The organism is Ruegeria sp. BK1 (assembly GCF_056535645.1).
On record NZ_JBQFIS010000001.1, the window covers coordinates 1,997,277 to 2,019,051 of the forward strand.

Genomic DNA, 21,775 nt, shown 5'->3' on the forward strand with positions numbered 1-21,775 from the left:
TTCGACTCGGGGCCTAAGATATGGTACGCTCCGGATCATTAAGCTGCTGCCTATTTCATGTTTCACGATTACCTGGGGGATGCGCCATGACGCGCCTTATCGTTATTAGTTTCGCTGCACTCGGCTGGTGCTTCTATGTCATGAGCGGAGGGCCCGAGTTTGAACCGCGCGGCCTGCGGTCAGAACAACCCGTGCGCGTTGCTGCCCAGCCCAGTCCGACTCAGATCGCACCAGCACCCGCCGAGGCGCTTGTCACCAACGTGGCCGCGCGCACGCCGACCGTGCGCATCACACCGATCAAACAGCAACCCGAGATTGTCGAATTCGTAGCCGAACCCGCCAGCCTGGAGGGGTTCAATGGCTTGTCGGTGTTTGACACCCAAACCAGCGGCATCCAGCTTGCGTCGCTTGAGGACGGTGTGACGGGTCTGAAACAAGTCCCTGCCGAAACCCAACAGGCTGACCCGATAGCACCGGCAGAGCCGGAAAAGGACATCCGCGAAATCTCGGGCACGCGGGTCAATATGCGCGATGGGCCGGGCACGATCTATCCGATCATCGGCAAGGCCACGATTGGCCAGAAGGTCGAAATTCTCAGCGATTCGGGCACCGGCTGGCTGCGTCTGCGCGTGTTGCCACAGCAACAGGTCGGATGGATTTCTGCCTCGCTGGTCGGAAAATCGACGAACTAACCAAAGCAGCAATTGTCCCGAGCTCAGCCTCACCCTAGCTATGGGCCAGGCTCAGGTTCGGGGACATGATGCAGAAATCAATTCTAATCACCGGCTGCTCGTCCGGTATCGGGCTGGACGCAGCACATGGAATGCGTGCACGGGGCTGGCGCGTCTTTGCTTCGTGCCGTCAGCAACGCGATTGCGACCGGCTGCGCGCCCAAGGGTTTGAAAGCCCCTGCATCGACTATACCGACACCGACAGCATCACCACAGGGCTCGCCGAAGTGCTTGAGGCAACCGGAGGCACTCTCGACGCGCTGTTCAACAATGGCGCGCACGGCCTGCCCGGAGCAGTCGAGGACCTTCCCACCGACGGGTTGCGCGCCATCTTCGAAACCAATTTCTTTGGCTGGCACGAACTAACCCGCCAGGTCATCCCGGTGATGCGCGCGCAGGGGCGTGGCCGAATCGTCCAGAATTCATCCGTACTGGGACTGGTCGCGTACCCTTGGCGCGGCGCATATGTGGCGACGAAATACGCGATCGAAGGCCTGACCGACACGCTGCGACTGGAACTGCGCGACACAGAGATAAAGGTCATCCTGATCGAACCCGGCCCCATCACCTCGCGGCTGAGAGAGAACGCCATCCCGATCTTCGAACGGTTTATCGATTGGGAAAACTCCGCCCTTCGCAGCCGGTACGAAGGATCGCTGCTGAAACGGCTTTACGAATCCTCGGGACCCGACCGGTTTGAACTGCCGGCCTCGGCCGTGTCCGACAAGCTGGTCCACGCGGTCGAGGCCAAGCGCCCCCGCCCCCGCTACTACGTCACGACGCCCACATATATCGCAGGCTGGCTGCGTCGGATTTTGCCGACGCGGGTCATCGACCGCATCCTGTCGGATGTCTGAGACGAAATTACCGGTTCGCATTTTGGTCTCGCGGGTCTAGATGATAGGCCAATGTAATAAACGCGGACGGTGGACCCATGGACCTTTTGATGGTCGTATTGTTGCTGGCCATGGCGGCGGTTGTCGTCGTGCTGGTGATCGGCATTTCAAACTTCGGCAAGGCCGGGAAAAGTGCCGCGCTGAAAAGCAACAAGATGATGCAGCTGCGCATCCTGTTTCAATTCATTGCCGTGGTGCTGATCGTGCTCTACGTCTGGCTGCGCGGACAGGGAGGTCAGTAAATGGTCGTGCTTAACAAAATCTACACGCGCACAGGCGATGACGGCAAAACAGCCTTGGGCAATGGGGAGCGCGTTGCCAAGTATTCGGGTCGTGTTGCCGCCTATGGCACAGTGGATGAGCTGAACTCATTCGTCGGTGTCGCCCGAACTGAAGCTGATGGTGAGGTCGAGGCCGCACTGTCGCGCATCCAGAATGACCTGTTCGATCTGGGTGCCGACTTCTGCCGCCCCGACATGGATAAGGATGCCGAGGCCGAATATACGCCGCTGCGCATCGTCCCCTCGCAGATCGACCGGTTGGAAGCCGAAATTGACGCCATGAACGAGGCGCTGCAACCGTTGCGCAGCTTCATCCTGCCCGGTGGGTCTCGACTGGCCGCGCATCTTCATGTGTGCCGTACCGTCTCGCGCCGGGCCGAGCGTCTAGCGGTTGAGCTGACCAATATGGAACCGGTGAATGAAACGGCGGTGAAATACCTTAACCGCCTGAGCGACTGGTTCTTCGTGGCCGCACGCTGTGCCAATGAAAATGGCGCGGCCGATGTGCTGTGGATTCCGGGCGCAAACCGCTGAGACGTTGACTCTACGGCACCTTTGTTGCGCGCCGTAGCGTCAAAAAACATGAAACGCGACGTCCCAAGCCCACGAGATGACGATTTTGCCCTGTTGTCGCGTGACTTGAGACGTTATTCAGACGTCCGAGAGCATTGGTGGAGTCGCGTCGCGGCTTACCGTTATTTGTGAGGAGCAAGCGCAAAATGAAGGTACTCGTGCCTGTCAAACGCGTGATTGACTATAACGTGAAAGTTCGCGTCAAAGCGGATGGCAGCGGTGTTGATCTCGCCAATGTCAAAATGTCGATGAACCCGTTCGACGAGATCGCCGTCGAAGAGGCGATCCGCCTGAAAGAAGCGGGTAAGGCTGACGAAGTCGTTGCCGTTTCCATCGGCGTCAAGCAGGCGCAGGAAACTCTGCGTACCGCGCTGGCCATGGGTGCAGACCGCGCCATCCTGGTGGTCGCAGCCGACGACGTGCACACCGATATCGAACCGCTGGCCGTTGCCAAAATCCTGGCCAAAGTGGTCGAGGAAGAGCAGCCGGGCATCGTTCTGGCGGGCAAACAGGCGATCGACAACGACATGAACGCCACCGGTCAGATGCTGTCGGCTCTGCTGGGCTGGAGCCAAGGCACCTTCGCCTCTGAGGTGGATATCGAAGGCGACAGCGCCAAGATCACCCGCGAGGTTGACGGCGGTCTGCAGACCATCAGCGTCAAGATGCCGACCATCGTGACCGTTGACCTGCGCCTGAACGAGCCGCGCTATGCGTCGCTGCCCAACATCATGAAGGCGAAGAAAAAGCCTCTGGATGAGAAAACCGCCGCCGATTACGGCGTCGACGTCACTCCTCGTCTGGAAATCGTCAAAACCGAAGAGCCGCCGGCACGTGCCGCTGGTATCGTCGTAGGCTCGGTTGACGAGCTGGTTGCGAAACTCAAAGAAGCGGGGGCTGTGTAATGGCTGTTCTTCTTCTCGCCGAAGTCAACAATGGTGAACTGGCGCTGGACGCCACCGCCAAAGCCGTAAACGCCGCAAAGGCGCTGGGTGACATCACCGTTCTGGCCGCAGGTGGTTCTGCCGCTGCTGCTGGTGAGGCCGCTGCAAAAATCGACGGTGTTGCCAAAGTTCTGGTCGCCGAAGACGAATCGCTGGGTCACCGTCTGGCGGAATCGACGGCAGCCCTGATCGTAGGCCTGGCCGATGGCTATGAGCACATCGTCGCACCGGCGACCACCGACGCTAAGAACGTGATGCCCCGCGTTGCGGCCCTGCTGGACGCGATGGTGATCTCGGATGCATCCGGCGTGGTTGACGGTTCGACCTTCGAGCGTCCGATTTACGCAGGCAACGCGATCCAGACCGTGAAATCGAACGACGCCAAGAAAGTCGTCACCTTCCGTACCGCATCCTTTGATGCAGCAGGCGAAGGCGGTTCGGCTGCCGTCGAGACCATCTCGGTCGGCGACAACCCCGGTCTGTCGTCCTGGGTTGAAGACAAGGTTGCCGAAAGCGACCGACCTGAGCTGACCTCGGCTGGCGTTGTTGTTTCGGGTGGCCGTGGCGTCGGCTCGGAAGAGGACTTCAAGCTGATCGAGGGTCTGGCAGACAAACTGGGTGCTGCCGTTGGCGCATCGCGTGCCGCCGTTGACTCAGGCTATGCTCCGAACGACTGGCAGGTGGGTCAGACTGGTAAGGTTGTTGCCCCCGACCTGTACGTTGCCGTAGGCATCTCGGGCGCGATCCAGCACCTGGCTGGTATGAAGGACTCGAAGGTCATCGTTGCAATCAACAAAGACGAAGAAGCACCGATCTTCCAGGTTGCCGATTTCGGTTTGGTTGCCGACCTGTTCCAGGCTGTACCGGAACTGACTGAGAAACTCGGCTGATCTTTAGACCAAGATTTTTCGACGAAAAATCTGATGGGCCCGCCGGATTGGCGGGCCTTTTCTTTAGCGCAAATTCTGGATTGGTCCGACCAACGCATCGGCAATCGACCGATGCCCTGCGGGTCCGATCATAAACTCGGCCATCGGTTGTTGCAGCGTACCGAACAACATATCCTCCAACTCATCCGACTGGCCCGAAACACACACCGTTTCCCGCACAATCCGCGCGCAATAGGGTCTGACGACGTTCAGCATCTCACGCGTCAACGGCACTTCTGTTTCCTGAACTGGTCGAGAGTCTTCCGATTGCCGTATGACGCGAAGGCACAAAAGGATCACCGGTGATTGCAGGCTTTGCAGCAGGCCGCCGACCTCCCGGACCCAGTTTCGGCGCAACTCTTCCGCCACAGCTTCGAACCTCGCATCCTGATGACCCTGCAGCAGTTTCATCAGATGATGCACGAAATTGACATCAGCGAAATCAATCTCGGGATAGAGCGAGATCAGGTCATCGGTCGCGGCAAGAAACCGGTCGTTCCGCCTTGGGTGCACACGATAGAAGCGATTCGATTGCCCCAAAAGGTCCGGAGCCTGTAAGACGCATAGCTCTGCAGCGTCTAAAATGGACTGCAGGCCTTTTTCCTGACAAAGCGCGTCGACTCCGCAAAACAGACTGCCGAGATTGAGACAACGCCGGTCCAACCGGTCCTCAAGCACTGCTGCAAAGGGACGATCGACAAAACGACCGAAGGTTTCTGTCCCTCCTGCGCAAGCCATATATGGTGTATCCAAGGACCGCTTGGGCCCCCGAAACCAAAGCCGCGCACTAGAATATTGGCAAACGGCATCCTCGGGTATCCCCGAGCCTGTTTGATGATAGCTCATAACACTCACCCATTTTTCACCCGGGTGCCATCTTGCAGCCGTAAGTCTTGAGAATTCTCTAATGTGCGCATTTGAAGCAAATTGGATGCACCCGATGCTCTTGCCGCCCGCCCCAATCTACCGATACTGTCGCCCTGACCCGTGAGACAAAGGCACCAAAAAATGGATGTAAAATCAGTCGGAGTGATAGGCGCAGGACAGATGGGCAACGGTATTGCTCATGTCCTTGCCCTGGCGGATTACGATGTTCTTTTGAATGATGTCAGTCAGGATGCGCTCAATAGTGCTTTGGCAACAATCGAAGGCAATTTGGCCCGCCAGGCGTCGCGCGGCAAGATCTCGGATGAGGCAATGCAGAACGCGCTGAAGCGCATCACAACAACGCTGGAATTGCCCCGGCTTGGGCAAACCGATTTGGTGATCGAGGCTGCGACCGAGCGCGAGGCCGTCAAACAAGCCATTTTCGAAGACCTGCAACCCCATTTGCTACCGCATACGATTCTAACGTCGAACACTTCGTCGATTTCGATCACGCGGCTCGCCAGCCGCACGGACCGGCCAGAACGGTTTATGGGGTTTCATTTCATGAACCCGGTCCCTGTCATGCAACTGGTGGAATTGATCCGCGGGATTGCCACGGATGAGGACACTTTCAGTGCCTGCAAGGCGGTGGTCGACAAGCTAGGCAAAACCGCTGCCAGCGCCGAGGATTTTCCCGCCTTTATCGTAAATCGCATCCTGATGCCGATGATCAACGAGGCCGTCTATACCCTTTATGAAGGAGTCGGGAATGTACAGTCCATCGATCAATCGATGAAACTAGGTGCAAACCACCCGATGGGGCCGCTGGAACTGGCGGATTTCATTGGCCTGGATACCTGTCTGGCGATCATGAATGTACTGCATGACGGGTTGGCCGATACCAAGTATCGTCCGTGCCCCCTGTTGACGAAATATGTCGAGGCCGGGTGGTTGGGTCGCAAGACGCAACGTGGGTTTTATGATTATAGGGGTGATGCCCCAGTACCGACGCGGTAAGGGGGCCAGCCCCCTCGCCCGGAAATTATCCGGGCTCACCCCCGGGATATTTCTAGCCAGATGAAGAGGCGGATCAGTGTTTGGGCGCCTGGCGCAGGGACAATGTGTGTTTTCTGAGCCAGGCCATGAAACCGCGCGGGTCGGTTTCGAGCAGCTGCATATCTTCGTCCGAGATCGGTTCGCCGATAACGGGGGACTGCGGTTTGTTGCAGGAGCGAACGATTTCATGCAGTAACAGACCCTGACGCAGGATCGCTGATAGTTTGTTGGCGATCTGGTAGGCGCGCGAATTGCTGCCTGGGAAGAAGATTGGCACGACCTGAGCGCCGGAGCGGCGGATCATTTTGGCAGTGAAGACATTCCATTCCCGCTCAATCGCGGGACCGAACCAGTCATCGGAGGACATCACTACGCCAGAGGGAAACAGTGCGACGACGCCACCGTTTTTGAGATGCTCCATGGCTTTGCCGCGCATTTCCAGCATTTTGGCTTGTGCTTCGGGGTCATGCGGGAAGGGCACCGGGATCATGAACGACGTCGCCGCCTCGTCAAGCCCGGTTAGAACCGAGCGAGTCAAGATGCGGTAGTCGCTGCGCACACGCCCGATCAGTTCGGCGAAGATCATCCCATCGACCATGCCGTGCGGATGGTTGGCAACCACAACGACCGGCCCTTCCTTTGGAATATTTGCGATTTGCTCTGGCGGGGTGGTCAGGTCAATTCCCATAACCTCGAGCGCACCGCCCCAGAACCGTTGCCCTCGATAATACTCGTTCTTCTTTTCGAACTTGTTGACCATGCGCAAAATGGTCAGTTTGCCGGTGCACCATTCGATCGCGCGGATGGCTGTCGACGTCCACGCATCGTCAAAGGAATTTGCATAGGTCAGAGTTCTACGGTCGTAGATTTCCCCCTGATCCTCGACCCCGTTTACAACCGGGCCTGTCTTGGTCTCGTGCGTTGTTTCCGCCAATTCCTGGTCTTCCCGTTCTTGGTCCTGCGGCAGGTGCGGTCAGAACCCCTCGCCGAACTTGTCGTTCACCAGAGTTTCCAACGCATCGGCCAACGCCTCAGCATCCGGTCCGGACGTCTCGACGTCAATAGTCGTTCCACGCGACGCTGCCAACATCAAAAGGCCCATAATGCTGTCACCAGAGGCCGAAAGCCCATCTTTCGACACTTCTGCCTGAGCATCAAACCCTTCCACCACCTCAACCAGTTTGGCCGAGGCACGGGCGTGAAGGCCCTTTTCGTTCACGATCTTCAAGCTTCGGGTGGTCATGTATGGTCAATCCGGTCTTCGTCCAATGTCACATTTTGCGCATTGATATATTTTCGTCCAGCCTCCATCGCCAATCGCACGGCGTCGCCAATCGGCAAATGGCGAGATTTGGCCAGTTTGATCAGCATAGGAAGATTTGCGCCATACAGGATGCGCCGATCCTGTGGCGCACAGGCCCGCAGGCTGAGATTCGATGGGCTGCCGCCGAACAGGTCGGTCACGACAACGACGCCGTCGCCAGCATCCACGCTGTCGGCAGCGGCGCAAATTTCGGCCTGCTTTGCGTTCCGGTCATGATCGGCCTCGATCGAGATTGCGACCAGGCCGGGTTGTTGTCCGACGACATGCTGCATGGCCGCCAGGTATTCCTGGGCCAATCCACCATGTGCAACAAGTACGATCCCGATCAATCCGGCCTCACATTCAACAAGCGACGTTCCATTTCGCGGTGCCTAATTGCCACTTGCTGCCCCTCCTCCGCAAGGGCTTTTGCAACCGCCTCGGCGGTGGCGACCGATCTGTGTTGGCCCCCGGTACAACCAAAGGCAACCGACAGATGGGCCTTTCCTTCGGCGCGATAGGCCGGAAGCAGCAGTTTGAGCAAATCGACCACGCGTTCGAAAAACGGTGCATAGTTCGCGTCTGACTGAACATAGTGCGCCACATCCGGGTTTCGACCATCCTCTGCCCGCAATTCCGGCCGCCAATATGGGTTGGCCAAAAACCGGCAGTCAAACACCATATCCAGCCCGCGCGGTAGGCCGCGTTTATAGGAAAAGGACTCTATTGAAACCGCCAGATGCCTCCCGCCTTGAGGGGCAAACCAACGTTCAACCTCTTCACGCAACTGGTGTACGTTCAAGGGGCTGGTGTCGATCAGGGTGTCAGCAATCTCGCGGATGGGGGCAAGCAGTTCCTTTTCTTGCACAACACCGGTTTCAGGGCTGGCGTTTGCAGCGACAGGGTGGCGGCGGCGAGTTTCCGAAAAGCGCCGCAAAAGGATATCATCCGTACAATCCAGATAGAGCGTGGTCAGATCTACCTGCTCCATCCGGCGCAATTTCGCGGCCAGTTCGATAAAGCCAATGGTCGAGAAATCGCGATTGCGTGCATCAATTCCCAGCGCCATCGGCCGGTCGTCTTGCGAGCCATCCAGCAAGCGCAGAAGTAAACCCATCGGCAGGTTGTCGATGGCTTCGAATCCCAGATCTTCAAGCACACGAATCGCGGTCGAACGCCCGGCCCCCGAAGGACCGGTCACCAGAACGATGCGCCGTTGCGGTGTCATGTGTTGGGCCATTCCGGGTTCACCCGTCCCATTTTCAACATCTGAAAGAGTGCTGCGGCCAAATTGGGCACGCCGCCGCCCCGTAGCAAGGGAACAGTTTGCCTCAGGGCTCGAATTTCTAGCGGATCGGGTAGTCGGGCCTGTTCTGTTTGATCCATATCCACGATACAGGCGACGGGAACAGGCCCAACGTTTGTGGCGCACAGCAGGCCTACGCCTCGCGCCTCGATCAATCCGCTGATATTGGGAGCGGCCTCTGCGACAATGTTCTGGCCGTCCATGCGCAACACTACACGGTCGTCGCCCACCAGCCCGGCGCCCAAAGCCATCATTTGCAACGCAAGGCCGGATTTGCCGGACCCCGATGCGCCGATGATCACAACGCCCAGGCCATCTACGGCAACGCAACTGGCGTGGATGATGGCCTTGTCCTGATTTTCAGTATCAGAGAGGGGCGAGCCACTCATGGGTTAAACCGGCAGCCCAACCACAAATCGCGCACCCAGCGGGTCCGACGTGATGTCGGCTTCGGTCGGGCGAATATTTTCAGCCCAAATCACACCGCCATGCGCCTCGATGATCTGTTTCGAAATCGCCAGACCAAGGCCTGAATTGTTGCCGAAATGCTCGGCCGGGCGTTGCGAATAGAAGCGTTTGAAGACCTTGGTCAGCGCCTGTTCGGGAATGCCAGGGCCGGTATCTTCGACCACGATCAACACGCGGTTTTCGCGCCGCCGCACCCAAACGCGGATTGCATCGTTTTCTTCACAGAACGAAATCGCGTTGGTGATCAGGTTGACGAAAACCTGCGCCAGACGCGCCTCAAGCCCGTTGATGACAATGGGTTGGCTGGGCAGATCGGTGATATAGTCAATCCCTTTCGAGCGCGCATCCTCACCCAGATATTGCCCGATATTGCCAAGCAGCTTGAGCAGATCGAAGGGCTGCTCCTCTTCCTTGACCAGTTCAGCATCAAGGCGCGACGCGTTCGAGATATCGCTGACCAATCGGTCGAGGCGGCGCACATCGTGTTCGATCACATCCAGTAGCTTGTCGCGCTGATCCTCGCGCTTGACCATACGCAGGGTGCCAACAGCCGATTGCAGACTGGCCAGCGGGTTTTTGATTTCATGCGAGACATCGGCTGCGAACTGTTCGTTGGCATCAATGCGGTTGTAAAGCGCCGTCACCATCCCCCGCAGCGCGCGGCTGAGGCGTCCGATTTCATCTGGTCGCGCCGACAAGTCGGGGATACGAATACGTCCGGGATTAACCCCTGTTCCGCGGTCTTTTCCGGTTTCTGCCGCCGCAGCAAGATCGGCAAGTGGGTTTGCAATGGTCGAGGCCAGAACAAGGCTGAGCCCAATGGAAACCAACAGCGCCACGACGAACATTTGCAGGATCCGCTCCTGCTCGCGCCGGGCCAAAGCGTCAATCTCGCCCGCAGGTCCTGCCATGGCGACGGCACCGACCGGCACGCCTTCCAGCTGGATTGCCGAGGCCGCGACGATCACCGTCTCACCTGCGTCATCTTTGACCGCCTGAACCTGCGTCTGCCCCTCGAGGGCACCGGGAATAATGGCCTGAACCCGTTGCGCCAGGGTCGGAGCGACCCCTTGATCGTCACTGGTGAAAACCCGTGACAAGCCCGTCCAGACAGCATTGAGCGCGTCGCTGATCAACGTACTGCCTGACTGAATATCCGCATCAACGCTCAGCAGACCCGGCATTTGTGTCTCACCGCCGCGTGTCCAGCCGATCAGAGTGCCTGAGCCATCGTAAACAAAGACTTCACCGCCTTCGGGCAGGCTCAACTCGGCCAGAGTATCCTTGACGTCCAGCTCTCCGGCATATTCAGACAGGCCAAATTCGCTTTGTCGCAACTGCGCTTCGAACACGTTACTGACAAGCTGGGCGTCCCCCATCAGGTTCTGCGCGGTTTGCGCCACCTGCTCTTCCCGCGAGTCATCCAGATACAGCAATCCGGTGACCAATGTAACTAGAGCGATCAAATTGAAGGTGATGATCTTGCGTGCCAGCGGCGAGCCGCGCAGGGCAAACAGGTTGCGACGGCTGCGCGTCGCGTTCAGTTCGGCCGCGTCGGCATCCTGCGGGATGACCCAGTCATCCCCCAATACGACATCCCCGTCGCGAAGCTCATTGGCGTGTTCCGTATCGCGCACCAGACCCGACTACCTTTGCTTATTCAGTCAAAGTTATTCTTCGTTGTACCGATAACCGATGCCGTACAGCGTCTCGATTGCCGAAAACTCAGGGTCGGCGGCGCGCATCTTTTTGCGCAGACGCTTGATATGGCTGTCGATGGTGCGGTCATCCACATAGACCTGATCATCATAGGCCACATCCATCAACTGATCGCGGCTTTTGACGAAACCGGGACGTTGCGCAAGCGCTTGAAGCAGCAAGAACTCGGTCACCGTCAGCGACACATCCGATCCTTTCCAGCTAACAGCATGGCGCAGCGGGTCCATCCGCAGTTCTCCCCGCTCCATGACTTTAGCATCGCCAGTGGTTGCAGCGGTGGCATCTCCCGAGGTCGCCTCCTGCCGGCGCAGCAGCGCGCGGATACGTTCGACCAGAAGACGCTGCGAGAACGGCTTTTTGACATAGTCATCCGCGCCCATCCGCAGGCCCAGAACCTCGTCGATCTCGTCGTCTTTCGAGGTCAGAAAGATCACCGGCATCTGGGTTTTCTGCCGCAGACGCTGCAACAGGTCCATGCCATCCATGCGCGGCATCTTGATATCCAGAACTGCCATATCCGGCAGTTTCTTGTTAAATGCGTCCAACGCGGCCTGTCCGTCATTGTACGTCTCGACCTCAAAGCCTTCGGCCTCAAGCGTCATGGACACGGACGTCAGAATGTTTCTGTCGTCGTCCACCAATGCAATCTTCGACATCGGGTTAGCCCCTATTCCTGCTCACTCATGCAATATATCGTTATTAGTAAGGTATTTCTGGCGTTTTTAAGGCCGCGAATCAATCCGTATCTGCGAATCGTGCGATTGTTGTCACACAGATGCGGCAAAAAAGCCGTTAATGTTGCCGGAAAAGCGCCCTTATTTCGGTCGTGAAAAAAGTGATGGCGCTAAACTTGGACTTGGTTGCGCTAACTGCGTCAAACCCGCCTGTTCATGTCCTGAATGACCATGGTAAGACGCGCCCACCCGCCGGTTTTTCCCGGCTAATTGCCCAAATGGCGCATCCGGCCCAATCGCCCTGCGCCGCCACACGGAGAAGACACACATGACATCTGGACGGGTTAACCCGCAATTCCGCCTCGAAGATCAGGGCATCGAGGGTCTGGGCAATGTCTATTACAACTTCATGGAACCGGCGCTGATCGAAGAAGCGCTGAAGCGCGGCGAGGGTACTCTGGGCAATGGCGGGGCCTTTCTGGTCACCACCGGCAAGTTCACCGGCCGCTCGCCCAAAGACAAACACGTCGTGCGCACCGACAGCGTCGCTGACCACATCTGGTGGGAAAACAACGCCGAGATGAGCCCCGAAGGCTTTGATGCGCTTTACGAAGACATGCTGGCCCATATGAAGGGTCGTGACTATTTCGTGCAGGATCTCGTCGGGGGCGCCGACCCGACCTATTCGATCAACGTGCGCATGGTCACTGAACTGGCTTGGCACAACCTGTTCATCCGCCACCTGCTGCGCCGTCCGGATCGTGAGGACCTGGATGAGTTCACCGCAGATTTCACCGTCATCAACTGCCCAAGCTTTCAAGCCGACCCGGCAAAGCATGGCTGCCGGTCCGAGACCGTGATCGCGATGAACTTTGACCGAAAGCTGATCCTGATCGGCGGCACCGAATATGCGGGTGAGAACAAGAAATCCGTCTTCACCTTGTTGAACTACATGCTGCCGGAAAAGGGCGTGATGCCGATGCATTGCTCGGCCAACCACGCCGTTGGCAACCCGGTTGATACGGCCGTGTTCTTTGGCCTGTCGGGCACGGGCAAAACCACCCTGTCCGCTGACCCGGCCCGCACCCTGATCGGTGATGACGAGCACGGCTGGTCAGATCGCGGCACTTTCAACTTCGAAGGCGGTTGCTATGCCAAGACGATCAACCTGAACGCTGAGGCCGAGCCCGAAATCTATGCAACCACCAGCAAGTTCGGCACCGTGATCGAAAACATGGTGTTTGATCCCGAGACCAAAGAATTGGATTTCGAAGACGACTCGCTGACCGCTAACATGCGCTGCGCTTACCCGCTGGAATACATCTCGAACGCGTCCAGCAGCGCCCTGGGTGGTCACCCCAAGAACATTATCATGCTGACTTGTGATGCGTTCGGCGTGCTGCCTCCGATCGCGCGGCTAACGCCTGCGCAGGCCATGTATCACTTCTTGTCGGGCTTCACGTCCAAAGTGGCTGGGACCGAGCGTGGTATTACCGAACCGCAACCCACCTTCTCGACCTGCTTCGGTGCGCCTTTCATGCCGCGTCGTCCGGAAGAATATGGCAACCTGCTGCGGGACAAGATTGCTCAGCATGGCGCAACCTGCTGGCTGGTCAACACCGGCTGGACCGGTGGGGCCTATGGTGTGGGCAGCCGGATGCCGATCCGCGCAACCCGCGCACTGCTCACGGCCGCTCTGGACGGGTCCCTGCGTGATGCCGAGTTCCGCAAGGATGCCAATTTCGGCTTTGACGTACCCGTTTCGGTGCCCGGCGTCGCCGAGGTTCTGCTGGACCCACGCCGTACTTGGGATGATCAGGCGGCCTTCGACAAACAGGCCGAGAAATTGGTGCAGATGTTTGCCGCGAACTTTGAACAATATCTTCCATTCATAGACGAAGATATCAAAGCCGTCGCAATCGGGTGAGAAGACAGAGGGGCACTTTCGCCCCTCTTTTCGTTTGAGGAGTCTCACCGCATCGTGATCACGCATAAGTTGCAATATGCACGTTGTATTTACAATGCCGTTGCCCGAAGTGTCGGATTGAGGTATCTCACCATGTCATTAGCATGACAAAGCCCGGCGCTTGACGCGCCGGGCAAAACCAAAAAAACCTAAGGGTTGCCTGATCGCACACTCACATTTGCGAATTTGGCTGCCTAATCAAGTACTAAAGAACCAAAAAAGGGGATGAGTGTCAATATGAGACGTGCTGGAAAATTCTGAGACCGGTATGTTTCTTCCGCTTCATAAACTCGGCGGGCGACACAGGAGATAACATGACTGAGATTTCGAAACTGACAGAACTTCGCAAGCTGATGCAAAGCATGGAGCGCACATTGGGGCTGGAGCAACTCTCTCCGGTTGAGCGCGACATCTACTACGCAGCGGAAGAACTGTCGAAGAATGATCAAGAAGTCCGCACATTCGGTCTGATCGAACACACGCTGGTACAAAGCGTCTCTCGCCCAACGTTTTTCCGGGCGCTGAAATCGCTGGTACAAAAGGGATACCTGTCTCAAAGCGGCAACTCAAATCGGGGCCGATATATCGTTCATGCCCCAAGATGATGCCCCCAATGCGCGCGGCGATGGCTGACCATCGTGCGCAAATGGGCCTCTGAAACCTTCTTCGCCTCGTTGGCTTATGTCGTGGCATCATTCCTCACGTTCGAGGTTTTGATGCCGCTGCAAAACCTGTTCTTCCCAGAATATCCAAGCCGGGCCAGTCTTCTGTTTCTTCCGCATGGCGTGCGGGTTCTTTCTGCATGGTTGTTGGGATGGCGAGCCATCTTCGCGCTGCTGCCAGGTGTTTTCATTGTATTCGCCGTCATCGGCGGAGCCGACGTATTTTTACCCAGCCGACTTGCTGCAATAACTATTGCCGTTACGACGGTTCCAGCAGTGTACTATTTGCTGAAGTGGGCCGGTTGGGACCTATTCCCACGCAGCGACCGCAAACCCTGCTGGGCTTGTATCATGGGTGTAGGAGTCATCACGTCCTTCCTTGTCTCAGGCCTGACCAATATGGCTTTTGGCAGCGCCCGCGTTGAATACGTCGCCTATTTGATCGGCGATATCTCGGGTTTGTTCTTCCTTATGCTCGGGCTCTACTTTGCGTTTCGGTTTGCAGATAGGCGCGCCTAGCCAAAGACGGCACGCCGCAACAGATTTAGCCCCCCAAACAGCAACACCAGCAATGTAATCTTGCGAAAACGCGCCTGATCAATACGGGCTTGCAACCGCAGCCCAATCCACATTCCGGCAAGCGCAGGGACAACCAAGATCGCTGAAAAAGGCACCGTCTCGGCGCGCAGAATTCCTGAACCCAGATGCGCCACGACCAGCGCCACGGCGCCCAACCCATAAATAACGCCTTGCACCCGCATTTGAATGTCTTTTGGCGTGTTCATCGCCGTCAGGTAAAGCACCGTCGGCGGCCCCCAAATCCCCGAAATCCCTCCGACAAACCCAGCAACGGCACCAATCGTGGCTTCAATCCATCGAGACGGCTCCGAAAGCGTCAACTTCAGCCCAGCAACCTGAATCAGCGCAAAAAATGTCACCGGAATGCCGATCAAAAACAGAAACGTGGTCTCGGGGACAAGACTGACCAGCATCGCGCCAGCCAGGAGAAACAGAAGTCCGGTTAGCAAGAAAACGCGAAACTGGCGCACTGCATCGACAGCAGCCGGAAGCCCGCCGCGAAGAGCCTGAACGACGTTTGTTACCAATGCAGGCAGGATCAATCCGGCCAACGCCAGTTGCGGTGGTAAAAAAATGCTCATCCCCGACATCAGAACCATCGGCATGGCAAAACCGACCATACCCTTGATCCATCCCGCTGCAAAAGCCACGAGCAGCGCGAACAGAAAATCCTGTGGAGATAAAAGCGAAAACAGTGTCATCCACCCGTGATATCACTCCAGTCGGTTTCTGCATCGCAAAATCTCTTGAGTAATTATTGAACTTTTTTTTGCCTTTGCACGTATTTTTGTTGCGCTGCATGTGCAGCATGGTATGACCAATCGACCCAGAAAAGGACGTGATTCATGGCCCATGACGGACAGGATATGACCCAGATGACAGCATCCGCGATTTTGCCCGACCTACTGACACTGACACGCGCCGCCGTTCCGGCTGTGGAGGCGGTGTTTGACCGCGCGCGCAAATCAGTGCGCGAAATGGTAAGCGCCGAGGGCCGGGTATCCGGAGCGTTGATCGAAGCCAACCAGACCGCCGCCCATGGCCTTGCATGGCTGGCCACCTACAACCAGTCTCTGCAACAGATGCAACGCTGGGCCGAAGCGCTGGAGGCCGACGGCAAGTTCGGCGAGATCGAACAGTTGGTGCACCAGATCGCCTTTGGCGAATACCTACATCAGGTCGCTGGCGGCATCCCCATGAATCAGGGCGAAGTTATCCGCCTGCAAGACATGGGTCTGGGATGGGACGCGCTGTCTGGTTTCCAAATTCCTGAAGTCCAGAGCCTGATGGCGCAGGCAAACTCGCAAGCCGCTCGTAGTCGCCTTGTCGAATTGATGGAGGATCAGGCTGGTGCCACAATGTTTGGCGCCTCAGGCCTGGATGAAGAACTGGAAATGATCCGCGACCAGTTTCGACGCTACGCCGTCGAAAAGGTCGAGCCGCACGCCCATGAATGGCACTTGAAAGACGAACTGATCCCGATGGAAATCATCGAGGAATTGGCCGAGATGGGCGTCTTTGGGCTGACCATCCCCGAGGAATTCGGCGGGTTCGGCCTGTCCAAAGCCTCGATGTGCGTGGTGTCCGAGGAACTGTCTCGTGGATATATCGGCGTGGGTTCTCTAGGCACGCGGTCCGAGATCGCGGCCGAGCTGATCATCGCTGGCGGCACGGATGAGCAGAAAGCCAACTGGCTGCCGAAACTGGCCAGCGCTGAAATCCTACCTACCGCCGTCTTCACCGAGCCCAACACCGGGTCCGACCTTGGCAGCCTGCGCACCCGCGCGGTCAAGAACGCCGATGGCGATTATGAAATCACCGGCAACAAAACCTGGATCACCCATGCGGCCCGGACCCATGTTATGACCCTGCTGGCCCGCACCAACCCCGACAGCACCAACCACCGTGGTCTGTCGATGTTCCTGGCCGAGAAAACGCCCGGAACAGATGAAGACCCTTTCCCAACCCCTGGCATGACCGGCGGCGAGATCGAGGTTCTGGGCTATCGCGGCATGAAGGAATACGAACTGGGCTTTGACGGCTTCAAGGTCAAGGGCGAAAACCTGCTGGGTGGCGAAGAAGGCAAAGGCTTTAAACAGCTGATGGAGACCTTCGAATCCGCCCGTATCCAGACCGCCGCCCGTGCCATTGGCGTGGCTCAGTCAGCGCTGGATATCGCCATGCAATACGCACAAGATCGTAAGCAGTTCGGCAAATCCCTGATCAACTTCCCGCGCGTCTCTGGCAAGCTTGCGATGATGGCGGTTGAGATCATGATCGCGCGCCAGCTGACCTATTTCAGCGCGTGGGAGAAAGACCACGGCCAGCGCTGTGATCTTGAGGCGGGCATGGCCAAGCTGCTGGGCGCGCGAGTCGCTTGGGCTGCTGCGGATAACGGGCTGCAAATCCACGGCGGCAACGGCTTTGCGCTGGAATACAAGATCAGCCGCGTCCTATGTGACGCGCGGATTCTAAACATTTTTGAAGGAGCTGCCGAAATTCAGGCGCAGGTTATTGCAAGACGTCTGCTGAGCTGAAACGGCATTCCTGTTTCCCCAACTTGACCCGGCGCACGCGCCGGGTCTTTTTTCTGCCATCGGTCCTCGGCCGCCGACCGAAAATAGCCCCCTGTACCTGCCCCCGGAATGCCGTTAATCAACGACGACACTCAGCAGGGTTTTCATCGTTATGATCCGACATTTTCTGGCCCTTTTCCTGACCTTCGCGGCGGTGGCACTGGCAGCGTGCGCAACGCAGCCTCCGACCGCCAGCCAGAACGAAATAGACGAGCTAGCCAGCGCGATCCGCAGCCTGAGCCCCACCGTGGACCCAACCGAAGCTCAAACAGCTGCAACCATCTCCTATACGTATTCTCAATACCTGGCGCGCGAATGGAATGTCACTGACTCGGCGATCATCCATAACGCCAAAGTCATAAACGGCCTGCGAGAAAAGGGGTTGTGTAACGATTGGGCAGAAGCCATGACAGCTCGTCTGCGGCAGGAAAACTTCGAAACGTTGGACTTGCACTGGGCGACGTCTCCTCCAACTGCGTTTCGCATCATCCACCATTCTGCCCTGATCAGCGCCAAGGGGGCGTCCATGTACGAGGGGCTGATCCTTGATCCATGGCGCAATAGCGGTGCGCTAACCTGGGCCCCCACGCGCGAGGATACCCGGTACAACTGGCGCCCCCGCAGCGAGGTCAGGGCCGAGTTGATCAGTGGCGAGAACCCCTATTGAACCCAGCTTCCCACGGCGGCAACAGCGAGGTAGAAACCTCTCATGGTACGATTGATCCTGACATTTCCTCTGCTGGCTCTGTTTCAATGCGGCACGGATGAAACTGTCGCCAGCTATGGTGCAGCGGATCAAATCTGGACCTTAAAGGAAATCGACAGCCAACCCTTTGCCGCGAGCGCGCAGTTGCAGTTCCATGGGGATGGCAAGATCAGCGGTCACGCGCCCTGCAACAGCTATAGCGGCACCTTGAACGCCCCCTACCCGTGGTTCGAAATCCAGGACCTGAGCGCAACACGTGCGGCTTGCGCGGGACTGGAAGCTGAAGGGATGTATTTTGCCGCTCTGCTGGCGATGACCCAATCTGAGGTCTCCGGCAATGTGCTGATCCTGCGCAACGAAGACGGGCATGAGATGGTGTTCACAGCCGCCGAGTGAAGCGATCGACAAACCGGGTTCGCGCTTCGGGCACTGGCTTATGCCCTAGCGCCGGGGCCAAATGGTTCTCAAGGAAATAGCCTGTCGTGAGCAGCCCCTGCGCGATCTCCTCATCCGGCGCGGATCCCTCGCCCCGTAAACAAGGTGGAAGCGGCAATAGCCGATCCGCCCATTCGCCTGCACCTTGGGCACTGACCGCGCGCCCGGTTTTGGGCGAGACATAGACCAGCCCCTCGGTCGATCCGGTCACAGCGCAACTAGACAAATCCAGCCCAAATCCAAGCTCTTCTAGCAACGCCAATTCCCAGAGCAGATAAGCCAAAGGCCAGACCTCATCCTGCCCCAGCAAATCCATCAACTGTTCCGAATGTTTGTAAATCGCCGGATGCGGCTCACGTTCAGGCAGGCAAAAGGACAGCAATGCGACCACCGAATTCAACCCGGCCAGCGCCAGACGCCCTGAAAACGCCGCGGCCGCGCGAGATCGGAGCGGCTCGACCTGAAACGTCCCGATATGTTCTTCAAGCCGCGCCCGCCACAACACATCCAATTGCGCGCCTGGTTGCAGGATTGGCGCGATCTTGCGACTGGTCCCACCTCGCACAACGCCCGCATGCCGACCATGGGCTTGGGTAAATACCTCAATGATCGCCGCCGTCTCACCATGTCGGCGAGTGGTCAAGAGTATGCCGTGATCGCGCCAGTCCACTGTTTTGCTACCAGGCAGGAACGCAGATTGAGAAAAATCGAAAAAGGCTGAGCCCGTCGTACATTTATTATCCAAAACGTTTGTTAAAGATACTCACCATTATTCTAGTTTCGACGCGCCGCCAACGATCTTGGATCAAGCTGTTTTACCACGGTACAGACACGGTTCCGCCGCTTGCTAGAGCAATTGTACTCCACCGCTGCAATCGGCTCGACTCGCAGTCTGTCTGACTGCTTACCGTAACGAGAAGCTAAAATAGCTCGGGCTGAATCTACAGCCTGTTCCATTGTCTGCGTTCTGGCGGGAATGACATACACCACCCCCCGCTTCGCCACAAATGCGTATGTCCCCCCGTTCGGCAGCACTTTGGAGTTACCTCCTCTTTGACCTTCAAACAACGCGAATTGACCACCAGAATGAACAGGAACACTATCCAACATAGCGCCAGGAACACCGCTTTTCTTTTTCCGCGATATCCACTCTGCATTTATGTTGAAGCCAAATGGGCCCATGACGTAACCGCCGTTATCCCCCCTGCACTTTTTTGTAGTCCCGTTCTTAACAGGACAAAACACGCCACCGGCAAATGGCATTTGACCCGTTCCGAAGTGCAATATCATCCGATGCACGTCGTTTGCGCTCAACTGCTTCTGAGGCCTACTGTCACTTGCGCCCCCCAAGGGTTGTTGAGCAATCGCTATCGAAGGTAATTGCAATGCGACAATCAAATAAAGGCCTAAACCCAAAAAGCAGGTCTTCAGGAAGTTCAAATCGATCTCCTTTTTATTAGAGAAACTGCGTCAATACCAATAGATTTTTTTATCGCAGCGGCATCGCACACACCTAAGAAAATAGGATGCCGAGCCTGAGTGAAGAAGAAATCACTCATTCGGGGTCAGCACCAATCAACCAAGAAATTGTTGCTTTCCAAACACAAAAACGGCTTGGCTCCGTGGGCCTATAGCAACCCCTCTTCCCCCAGCATATGACGCCCTTGCCGATCCTCGACCTCGATTACCCAAAGGTCAGGATCAAAACTACGTTGTTTCGCGATGGCAGCATCGACATCCCTTTCGGACCCCGAGGTTAGCTCGACCCATTTCCGCTCACCGCTCAACAGATCGAAGCTGCGGTGAAAAGCTGTGGCCTGCCCGTCCAGCGTGTTCAGCTTGATCAGGACGGCCCCTGCGGTATCATCGCCATGTGCGACGACAAAAGCGGGTATTTCCTGAAACCGCAATCGGGCCAGATAGGCGTGAACCCAAAACTCTGCGGTCAGACGGGCCATGTGCGCCGTCCATCGACAAGCGCCGAGAATTTTCGTCGAACATTCTTAGCCCGTGTCATGCGTTGCCGTCTTTGAAATCCAGACCCATTTCCGAATACCGCTCGGATTCCTCCAGCCAGTTAGGCCGGACTTTCACTTGCAGAAACAGATGGATTTTGCGGTCGAGAAACTCTTCCAGTTCAGCGCGGGCAGCCTGACTGACGGCTTTAATCGTCTCGCCCCGCTTGCCCAGCACAATGCCCTTGTGACCGTCGCGCATGACGTAGATGACCTGATCAATCTTGGCCGAGCCGTCCTTGCGCTCTTCCCAACTCTCAGTCTCGACGGTCAGTTGGTATGGCAGTTCCTGATGCAGGCGCAGGGTTAGCTTTTCACGCGTCATCTCGGCTGCGATCATGCGCAGCGGCAGATCAGCAATCTGGTCTTCGGGGTAGAGCCATGGGCCTTCGGGCAGTTCGCGTGCCAGCCATTGGCGCAGGTCGTCGACACCGTGACCTTTTTCTGCGGAAATCATAAAAGTCTCGGAAAAAGAATAGCGTGCGTTCAGGTCGCTCGTCAGCGCCAGCAGTTTTTCCGAAGGCACTTTGTCTATCTTGTTGATCGCAAGCGCGACGGTACGGCTTTGACCAATTTCCTCGAGCCCTTCGAGGATACGTTCAACGCCTTCTGTGATACCGCGATGGGCCTCGATCATCAGAACGACGACATCCGCATCAGCTGCCCCGCCCCAGGCTGCGGCGACCATGGCGCGGTCAAGACGGCGGCGGGGTTTGAACAGGCCAGGCGTATCGACAAAAACCAACTGTGCGTCGCCTTCCATCGCCACGCCCCGGATGCGGGCGCGGGTTGTTTGTACCTTATGCGTCACGATCGAGACCTTGGCCCCGACCATGCGGTTCAGAAGGGTGGATTTGCCCGCGTTGGGCTCTCCGATCAGGGCGATAAATCCGGCACGTGTGGTCATGTGTATTGCGATCCTGTTTGCAAGTGCGCACCCCTATAGCAGAAAGCACCGGCGGGCCAGAGGGTTTTGTCAGGGTGAGCGTGTGTGGATCATCGCGCCTGTGTGCTTCGAATTGGCTGCGCCAATCCGACCGGGAGGGGGCCAGCCCCCTCGCCCGGATTTTATCCGGGCTCACCCCCGGG

At 57.3% G+C, this 21,775-nt stretch carries 26 protein-coding genes; 13 read left to right on the forward strand and 13 right to left on the reverse strand.

The annotated features are described in order from the left end of the window. Positions 1-86 precede the first annotated feature (86 nt). From ACR3E7_RS09985 to ACR3E7_RS10010, 6 genes are all read left to right on the forward strand, one after another. Complete coding sequence (locus ACR3E7_RS09985) at positions 87-692, forward strand: SH3 domain-containing protein (protein ID WP_237217585.1); 606 nt, start codon at positions 87-89, stop codon at positions 690-692. 68 nt (positions 693-760) lie between these two features. Further along, entirely contained in the window at positions 761-1,588 is an 828-nt protein-coding gene (locus ACR3E7_RS09990; RefSeq protein WP_480505768.1) for an SDR family NAD(P)-dependent oxidoreductase, read from the forward strand. 77 nt (positions 1,589-1,665) lie between these two features. Then, on the forward strand, positions 1,666-1,869 hold the full coding sequence (locus tag ACR3E7_RS09995; protein WP_170356709.1) for a twin transmembrane helix small protein: 204 nt from the start codon (positions 1,666-1,668) through the stop codon (positions 1,867-1,869). Beyond that, a complete protein-coding gene (locus ACR3E7_RS10000) occupies positions 1,870-2,442 on the forward strand; it encodes a cob(I)yrinic acid a,c-diamide adenosyltransferase (protein WP_170775376.1) in 573 nt (190 codons plus the stop codon). A 185-nt stretch (positions 2,443-2,627) separates the two neighbouring features. Further along, positions 2,628-3,386 carry an electron transfer flavoprotein subunit beta/FixA family protein gene (locus ACR3E7_RS10005; RefSeq protein WP_170775374.1) on the forward strand — a complete coding sequence of 253 codons (759 nt, stop codon included), beginning with the start codon at positions 2,628-2,630 and terminating at the stop codon, positions 3,384-3,386. Then, positions 3,386-4,315, forward strand: a complete 930-nt coding sequence (locus ACR3E7_RS10010) for an electron transfer flavoprotein subunit alpha/FixB family protein (protein ID WP_170775372.1) — start codon at positions 3,386-3,388, stop codon at positions 4,313-4,315. The genes ACR3E7_RS10005 and ACR3E7_RS10010 overlap by 1 nt, the downstream gene beginning before the upstream one ends. Positions 4,316-4,378: 63 nt before the next feature. On the opposite strand, the gene ACR3E7_RS10015 is transcribed toward ACR3E7_RS10010, so the two are convergent. Continuing rightward, positions 4,379-5,200, reverse strand: a complete 822-nt coding sequence (locus ACR3E7_RS10015) for a DUF6473 family protein (protein WP_480505760.1) — start codon at positions 5,198-5,200, stop codon at positions 4,379-4,381. A gap of 162 nt (positions 5,201-5,362) precedes the next feature. On the opposite strand from ACR3E7_RS10015, the gene ACR3E7_RS10020 reads away from it, so the two are divergent. Next, the gene (locus ACR3E7_RS10020) at positions 5,363-6,238 is read left to right on the forward strand and encodes a 3-hydroxybutyryl-CoA dehydrogenase (RefSeq protein ID WP_170775370.1); all 876 of its coding nucleotides are present in this window, start codon (positions 5,363-5,365) and stop codon (positions 6,236-6,238) included. A 73-nt stretch (positions 6,239-6,311) separates the two neighbouring features. On the opposite strand, the gene ACR3E7_RS10025 is transcribed toward ACR3E7_RS10020, so the two are convergent. From ACR3E7_RS10025 to ACR3E7_RS10055, 7 genes are read right to left on the reverse strand one after another with little or no spacing between them, the layout of a single operon-like run. After that, the gene (locus ACR3E7_RS10025) at positions 6,312-7,211 is read right to left on the reverse strand and encodes a lysophospholipid acyltransferase family protein (RefSeq protein WP_170775368.1); all 900 of its coding nucleotides are present in this window, start codon (positions 7,209-7,211) and stop codon (positions 6,312-6,314) included. Positions 7,212-7,250: 39 nt separating this feature from the next. Beyond that, positions 7,251-7,520, reverse strand: a complete 270-nt coding sequence (locus tag ACR3E7_RS10030; RefSeq protein ID WP_170356715.1) for an HPr family phosphocarrier protein — start codon at positions 7,518-7,520, stop codon at positions 7,251-7,253. Beyond that, positions 7,517-7,930, reverse strand: a complete 414-nt coding sequence (locus tag ACR3E7_RS10035; protein WP_170775360.1) for a PTS sugar transporter subunit IIA — start codon at positions 7,928-7,930, stop codon at positions 7,517-7,519. The genes ACR3E7_RS10030 and ACR3E7_RS10035 overlap by 4 nt, the downstream gene beginning before the upstream one ends. Continuing rightward, positions 7,927-8,820, reverse strand: a complete 894-nt coding sequence (gene rapZ, locus ACR3E7_RS10040; RefSeq protein ID WP_170775357.1) for an RNase adapter RapZ — start codon at positions 8,818-8,820, stop codon at positions 7,927-7,929. The genes ACR3E7_RS10035 and rapZ overlap by 4 nt, the downstream gene beginning before the upstream one ends. Beyond that, positions 8,805-9,275: an HPr kinase/phosphorylase gene (locus ACR3E7_RS10045; RefSeq protein ID WP_480505757.1), complete on the reverse strand. Its 471-nt coding sequence runs from the start codon at positions 9,273-9,275 to the stop codon at positions 8,805-8,807. Before ACR3E7_RS10045 ends, rapZ begins: the two co-directional genes overlap by 16 nt. Positions 9,276-9,278: 3 nt before the next feature. Beyond that, positions 9,279-10,991 (reverse strand): ATP-binding protein, encoded by a 1,713-nt coding sequence (locus ACR3E7_RS10050; protein ID WP_480505755.1) that lies wholly within the window; start codon positions 10,989-10,991, stop codon positions 9,279-9,281. A gap of 33 nt (positions 10,992-11,024) precedes the next feature. Further along, positions 11,025-11,729 (reverse strand): response regulator transcription factor, encoded by a 705-nt coding sequence (locus tag ACR3E7_RS10055; protein WP_170775352.1) that lies wholly within the window; start codon positions 11,727-11,729, stop codon positions 11,025-11,027. Between the two features lie 346 nt (positions 11,730-12,075). On the opposite strand from ACR3E7_RS10055, the gene ACR3E7_RS10060 reads away from it, so the two are divergent. From ACR3E7_RS10060 to ACR3E7_RS10070, 3 genes are all read left to right on the forward strand, one after another. Beyond that, positions 12,076-13,674: a phosphoenolpyruvate carboxykinase gene (locus tag ACR3E7_RS10060; protein WP_170775350.1), complete on the forward strand. Its 1,599-nt coding sequence runs from the start codon at positions 12,076-12,078 to the stop codon at positions 13,672-13,674. A gap of 353 nt (positions 13,675-14,027) precedes the next feature. Beyond that, complete coding sequence (locus ACR3E7_RS10065) at positions 14,028-14,318, forward strand: hypothetical protein (protein WP_170775348.1); 291 nt, start codon at positions 14,028-14,030, stop codon at positions 14,316-14,318. Positions 14,319-14,351: 33 nt separating this feature from the next. Beyond that, entirely contained in the window at positions 14,352-14,894 is a 543-nt protein-coding gene (locus ACR3E7_RS10070) for a hypothetical protein (RefSeq protein ID WP_480505752.1), read from the forward strand. Here ACR3E7_RS10070 and ACR3E7_RS10075 read toward each other — a convergent pair. Then, positions 14,891-15,655 (reverse strand): sulfite exporter TauE/SafE family protein, encoded by a 765-nt coding sequence (locus ACR3E7_RS10075; protein WP_170775346.1) that lies wholly within the window; start codon positions 15,653-15,655, stop codon positions 14,891-14,893. The two genes, ACR3E7_RS10070 and ACR3E7_RS10075, sit on opposite strands and share 4 nt — an antisense overlap. A 144-nt stretch (positions 15,656-15,799) precedes the next feature. On the opposite strand from ACR3E7_RS10075, the gene ACR3E7_RS10080 reads away from it, so the two are divergent. From ACR3E7_RS10080 to ACR3E7_RS10090, 3 genes are all read left to right on the forward strand, one after another. After that, complete coding sequence (locus ACR3E7_RS10080) at positions 15,800-17,491, forward strand: acyl-CoA dehydrogenase family protein (RefSeq protein ID WP_480505750.1); 1,692 nt, start codon at positions 15,800-15,802, stop codon at positions 17,489-17,491. A gap of 151 nt (positions 17,492-17,642) precedes the next feature. Continuing rightward, positions 17,643-18,197: a hypothetical protein gene (locus ACR3E7_RS10085; protein ID WP_170791608.1), complete on the forward strand. Its 555-nt coding sequence runs from the start codon at positions 17,643-17,645 to the stop codon at positions 18,195-18,197. Between the two features lie 42 nt (positions 18,198-18,239). Further along, positions 18,240-18,632: an META domain-containing protein gene (locus ACR3E7_RS10090; RefSeq protein ID WP_480505748.1), complete on the forward strand. Its 393-nt coding sequence runs from the start codon at positions 18,240-18,242 to the stop codon at positions 18,630-18,632. On the opposite strand, the gene recO is transcribed toward ACR3E7_RS10090, so the two are convergent. The 4 genes from recO to era all read right to left on the reverse strand — a co-directional run bounded on the left by recO (position 18,616) and on the right by era (position 21,593). Beyond that, a complete protein-coding gene (gene recO / locus ACR3E7_RS10095; RefSeq protein WP_480505746.1) occupies positions 18,616-19,341 on the reverse strand; it encodes a DNA repair protein RecO in 726 nt (241 codons plus the stop codon). The genes ACR3E7_RS10090 and recO overlap by 17 nt on opposite strands. A gap of 104 nt (positions 19,342-19,445) precedes the next feature. Continuing rightward, positions 19,446-20,111, reverse strand: a complete 666-nt coding sequence (locus ACR3E7_RS10100; RefSeq protein WP_480505745.1) for a hypothetical protein — start codon at positions 20,109-20,111, stop codon at positions 19,446-19,448. 188 nt (positions 20,112-20,299) lie between these two features. Next, on the reverse strand, positions 20,300-20,629 hold the full coding sequence (locus ACR3E7_RS10105) for a DUF1491 family protein (protein WP_480505743.1): 330 nt from the start codon (positions 20,627-20,629) through the stop codon (positions 20,300-20,302). Positions 20,630-20,684: 55 nt separating this feature from the next. Further along, positions 20,685-21,593 carry a GTPase Era gene (gene era / locus ACR3E7_RS10110; RefSeq protein WP_480505741.1) on the reverse strand — a complete coding sequence of 303 codons (909 nt, stop codon included), beginning with the start codon at positions 21,591-21,593 and terminating at the stop codon, positions 20,685-20,687. Between the last annotated feature and the right edge of the window lie 182 nt (positions 21,594-21,775).

Coding starts and splice junctions, on each gene's coding strand:
- ACR3E7_RS10080 (WP_480505750.1), top strand. CDS start 15,800: ATGGCCCATGACGGACAGGATATGACCCAGATGACAGCATCCGCGATT.
- ACR3E7_RS10085 (WP_170791608.1), top strand. CDS start 17,643: ATGATCCGACATTTTCTGGCCCTTTTCCTGACCTTCGCGGCGGTGGCA.
- ACR3E7_RS10045 (WP_480505757.1), bottom strand. CDS start 9,275: ATGAGTGGCTCGCCCCTCTCTGATACTGAAAATCAGGACAAGGCCATC.
- ACR3E7_RS10005 (WP_170775374.1), top strand. CDS start 2,628: ATGAAGGTACTCGTGCCTGTCAAACGCGTGATTGACTATAACGTGAAA.
- ACR3E7_RS10030 (WP_170356715.1), bottom strand. CDS start 7,520: ATGACCACCCGAAGCTTGAAGATCGTGAACGAAAAGGGCCTTCACGCC.
- rapZ (WP_170775357.1), bottom strand. CDS start 8,820: ATGGCCCAACACATGACACCGCAACGGCGCATCGTTCTGGTGACCGGT.
- era (WP_480505741.1), bottom strand. CDS start 21,593: ATGACCACACGTGCCGGATTTATCGCCCTGATCGGAGAGCCCAACGCG.
- ACR3E7_RS10020 (WP_170775370.1), top strand. CDS start 5,363: ATGGATGTAAAATCAGTCGGAGTGATAGGCGCAGGACAGATGGGCAAC.
- ACR3E7_RS10090 (WP_480505748.1), top strand. CDS start 18,240: ATGGTACGATTGATCCTGACATTTCCTCTGCTGGCTCTGTTTCAATGC.
- ACR3E7_RS10010 (WP_170775372.1), top strand. CDS start 3,386: ATGGCTGTTCTTCTTCTCGCCGAAGTCAACAATGGTGAACTGGCGCTG.
- ACR3E7_RS10075 (WP_170775346.1), bottom strand. CDS start 15,655: ATGACACTGTTTTCGCTTTTATCTCCACAGGATTTTCTGTTCGCGCTG.
- ACR3E7_RS10065 (WP_170775348.1), top strand. CDS start 14,028: ATGACTGAGATTTCGAAACTGACAGAACTTCGCAAGCTGATGCAAAGC.
- ACR3E7_RS10015 (WP_480505760.1), bottom strand. CDS start 5,200: ATGAGCTATCATCAAACAGGCTCGGGGATACCCGAGGATGCCGTTTGC.
- ACR3E7_RS10055 (WP_170775352.1), bottom strand. CDS start 11,729: ATGTCGAAGATTGCATTGGTGGACGACGACAGAAACATTCTGACGTCC.
- ACR3E7_RS09985 (WP_237217585.1), top strand. CDS start 87: ATGACGCGCCTTATCGTTATTAGTTTCGCTGCACTCGGCTGGTGCTTC.
- ACR3E7_RS09990 (WP_480505768.1), top strand. CDS start 761: ATGCAGAAATCAATTCTAATCACCGGCTGCTCGTCCGGTATCGGGCTG.
- ACR3E7_RS10060 (WP_170775350.1), top strand. CDS start 12,076: ATGACATCTGGACGGGTTAACCCGCAATTCCGCCTCGAAGATCAGGGC.
- ACR3E7_RS10000 (WP_170775376.1), top strand. CDS start 1,870: ATGGTCGTGCTTAACAAAATCTACACGCGCACAGGCGATGACGGCAAA.
- ACR3E7_RS09995 (WP_170356709.1), top strand. CDS start 1,666: ATGGACCTTTTGATGGTCGTATTGTTGCTGGCCATGGCGGCGGTTGTC.
- ACR3E7_RS10105 (WP_480505743.1), bottom strand. CDS start 20,629: ATGGCCCGTCTGACCGCAGAGTTTTGGGTTCACGCCTATCTGGCCCGA.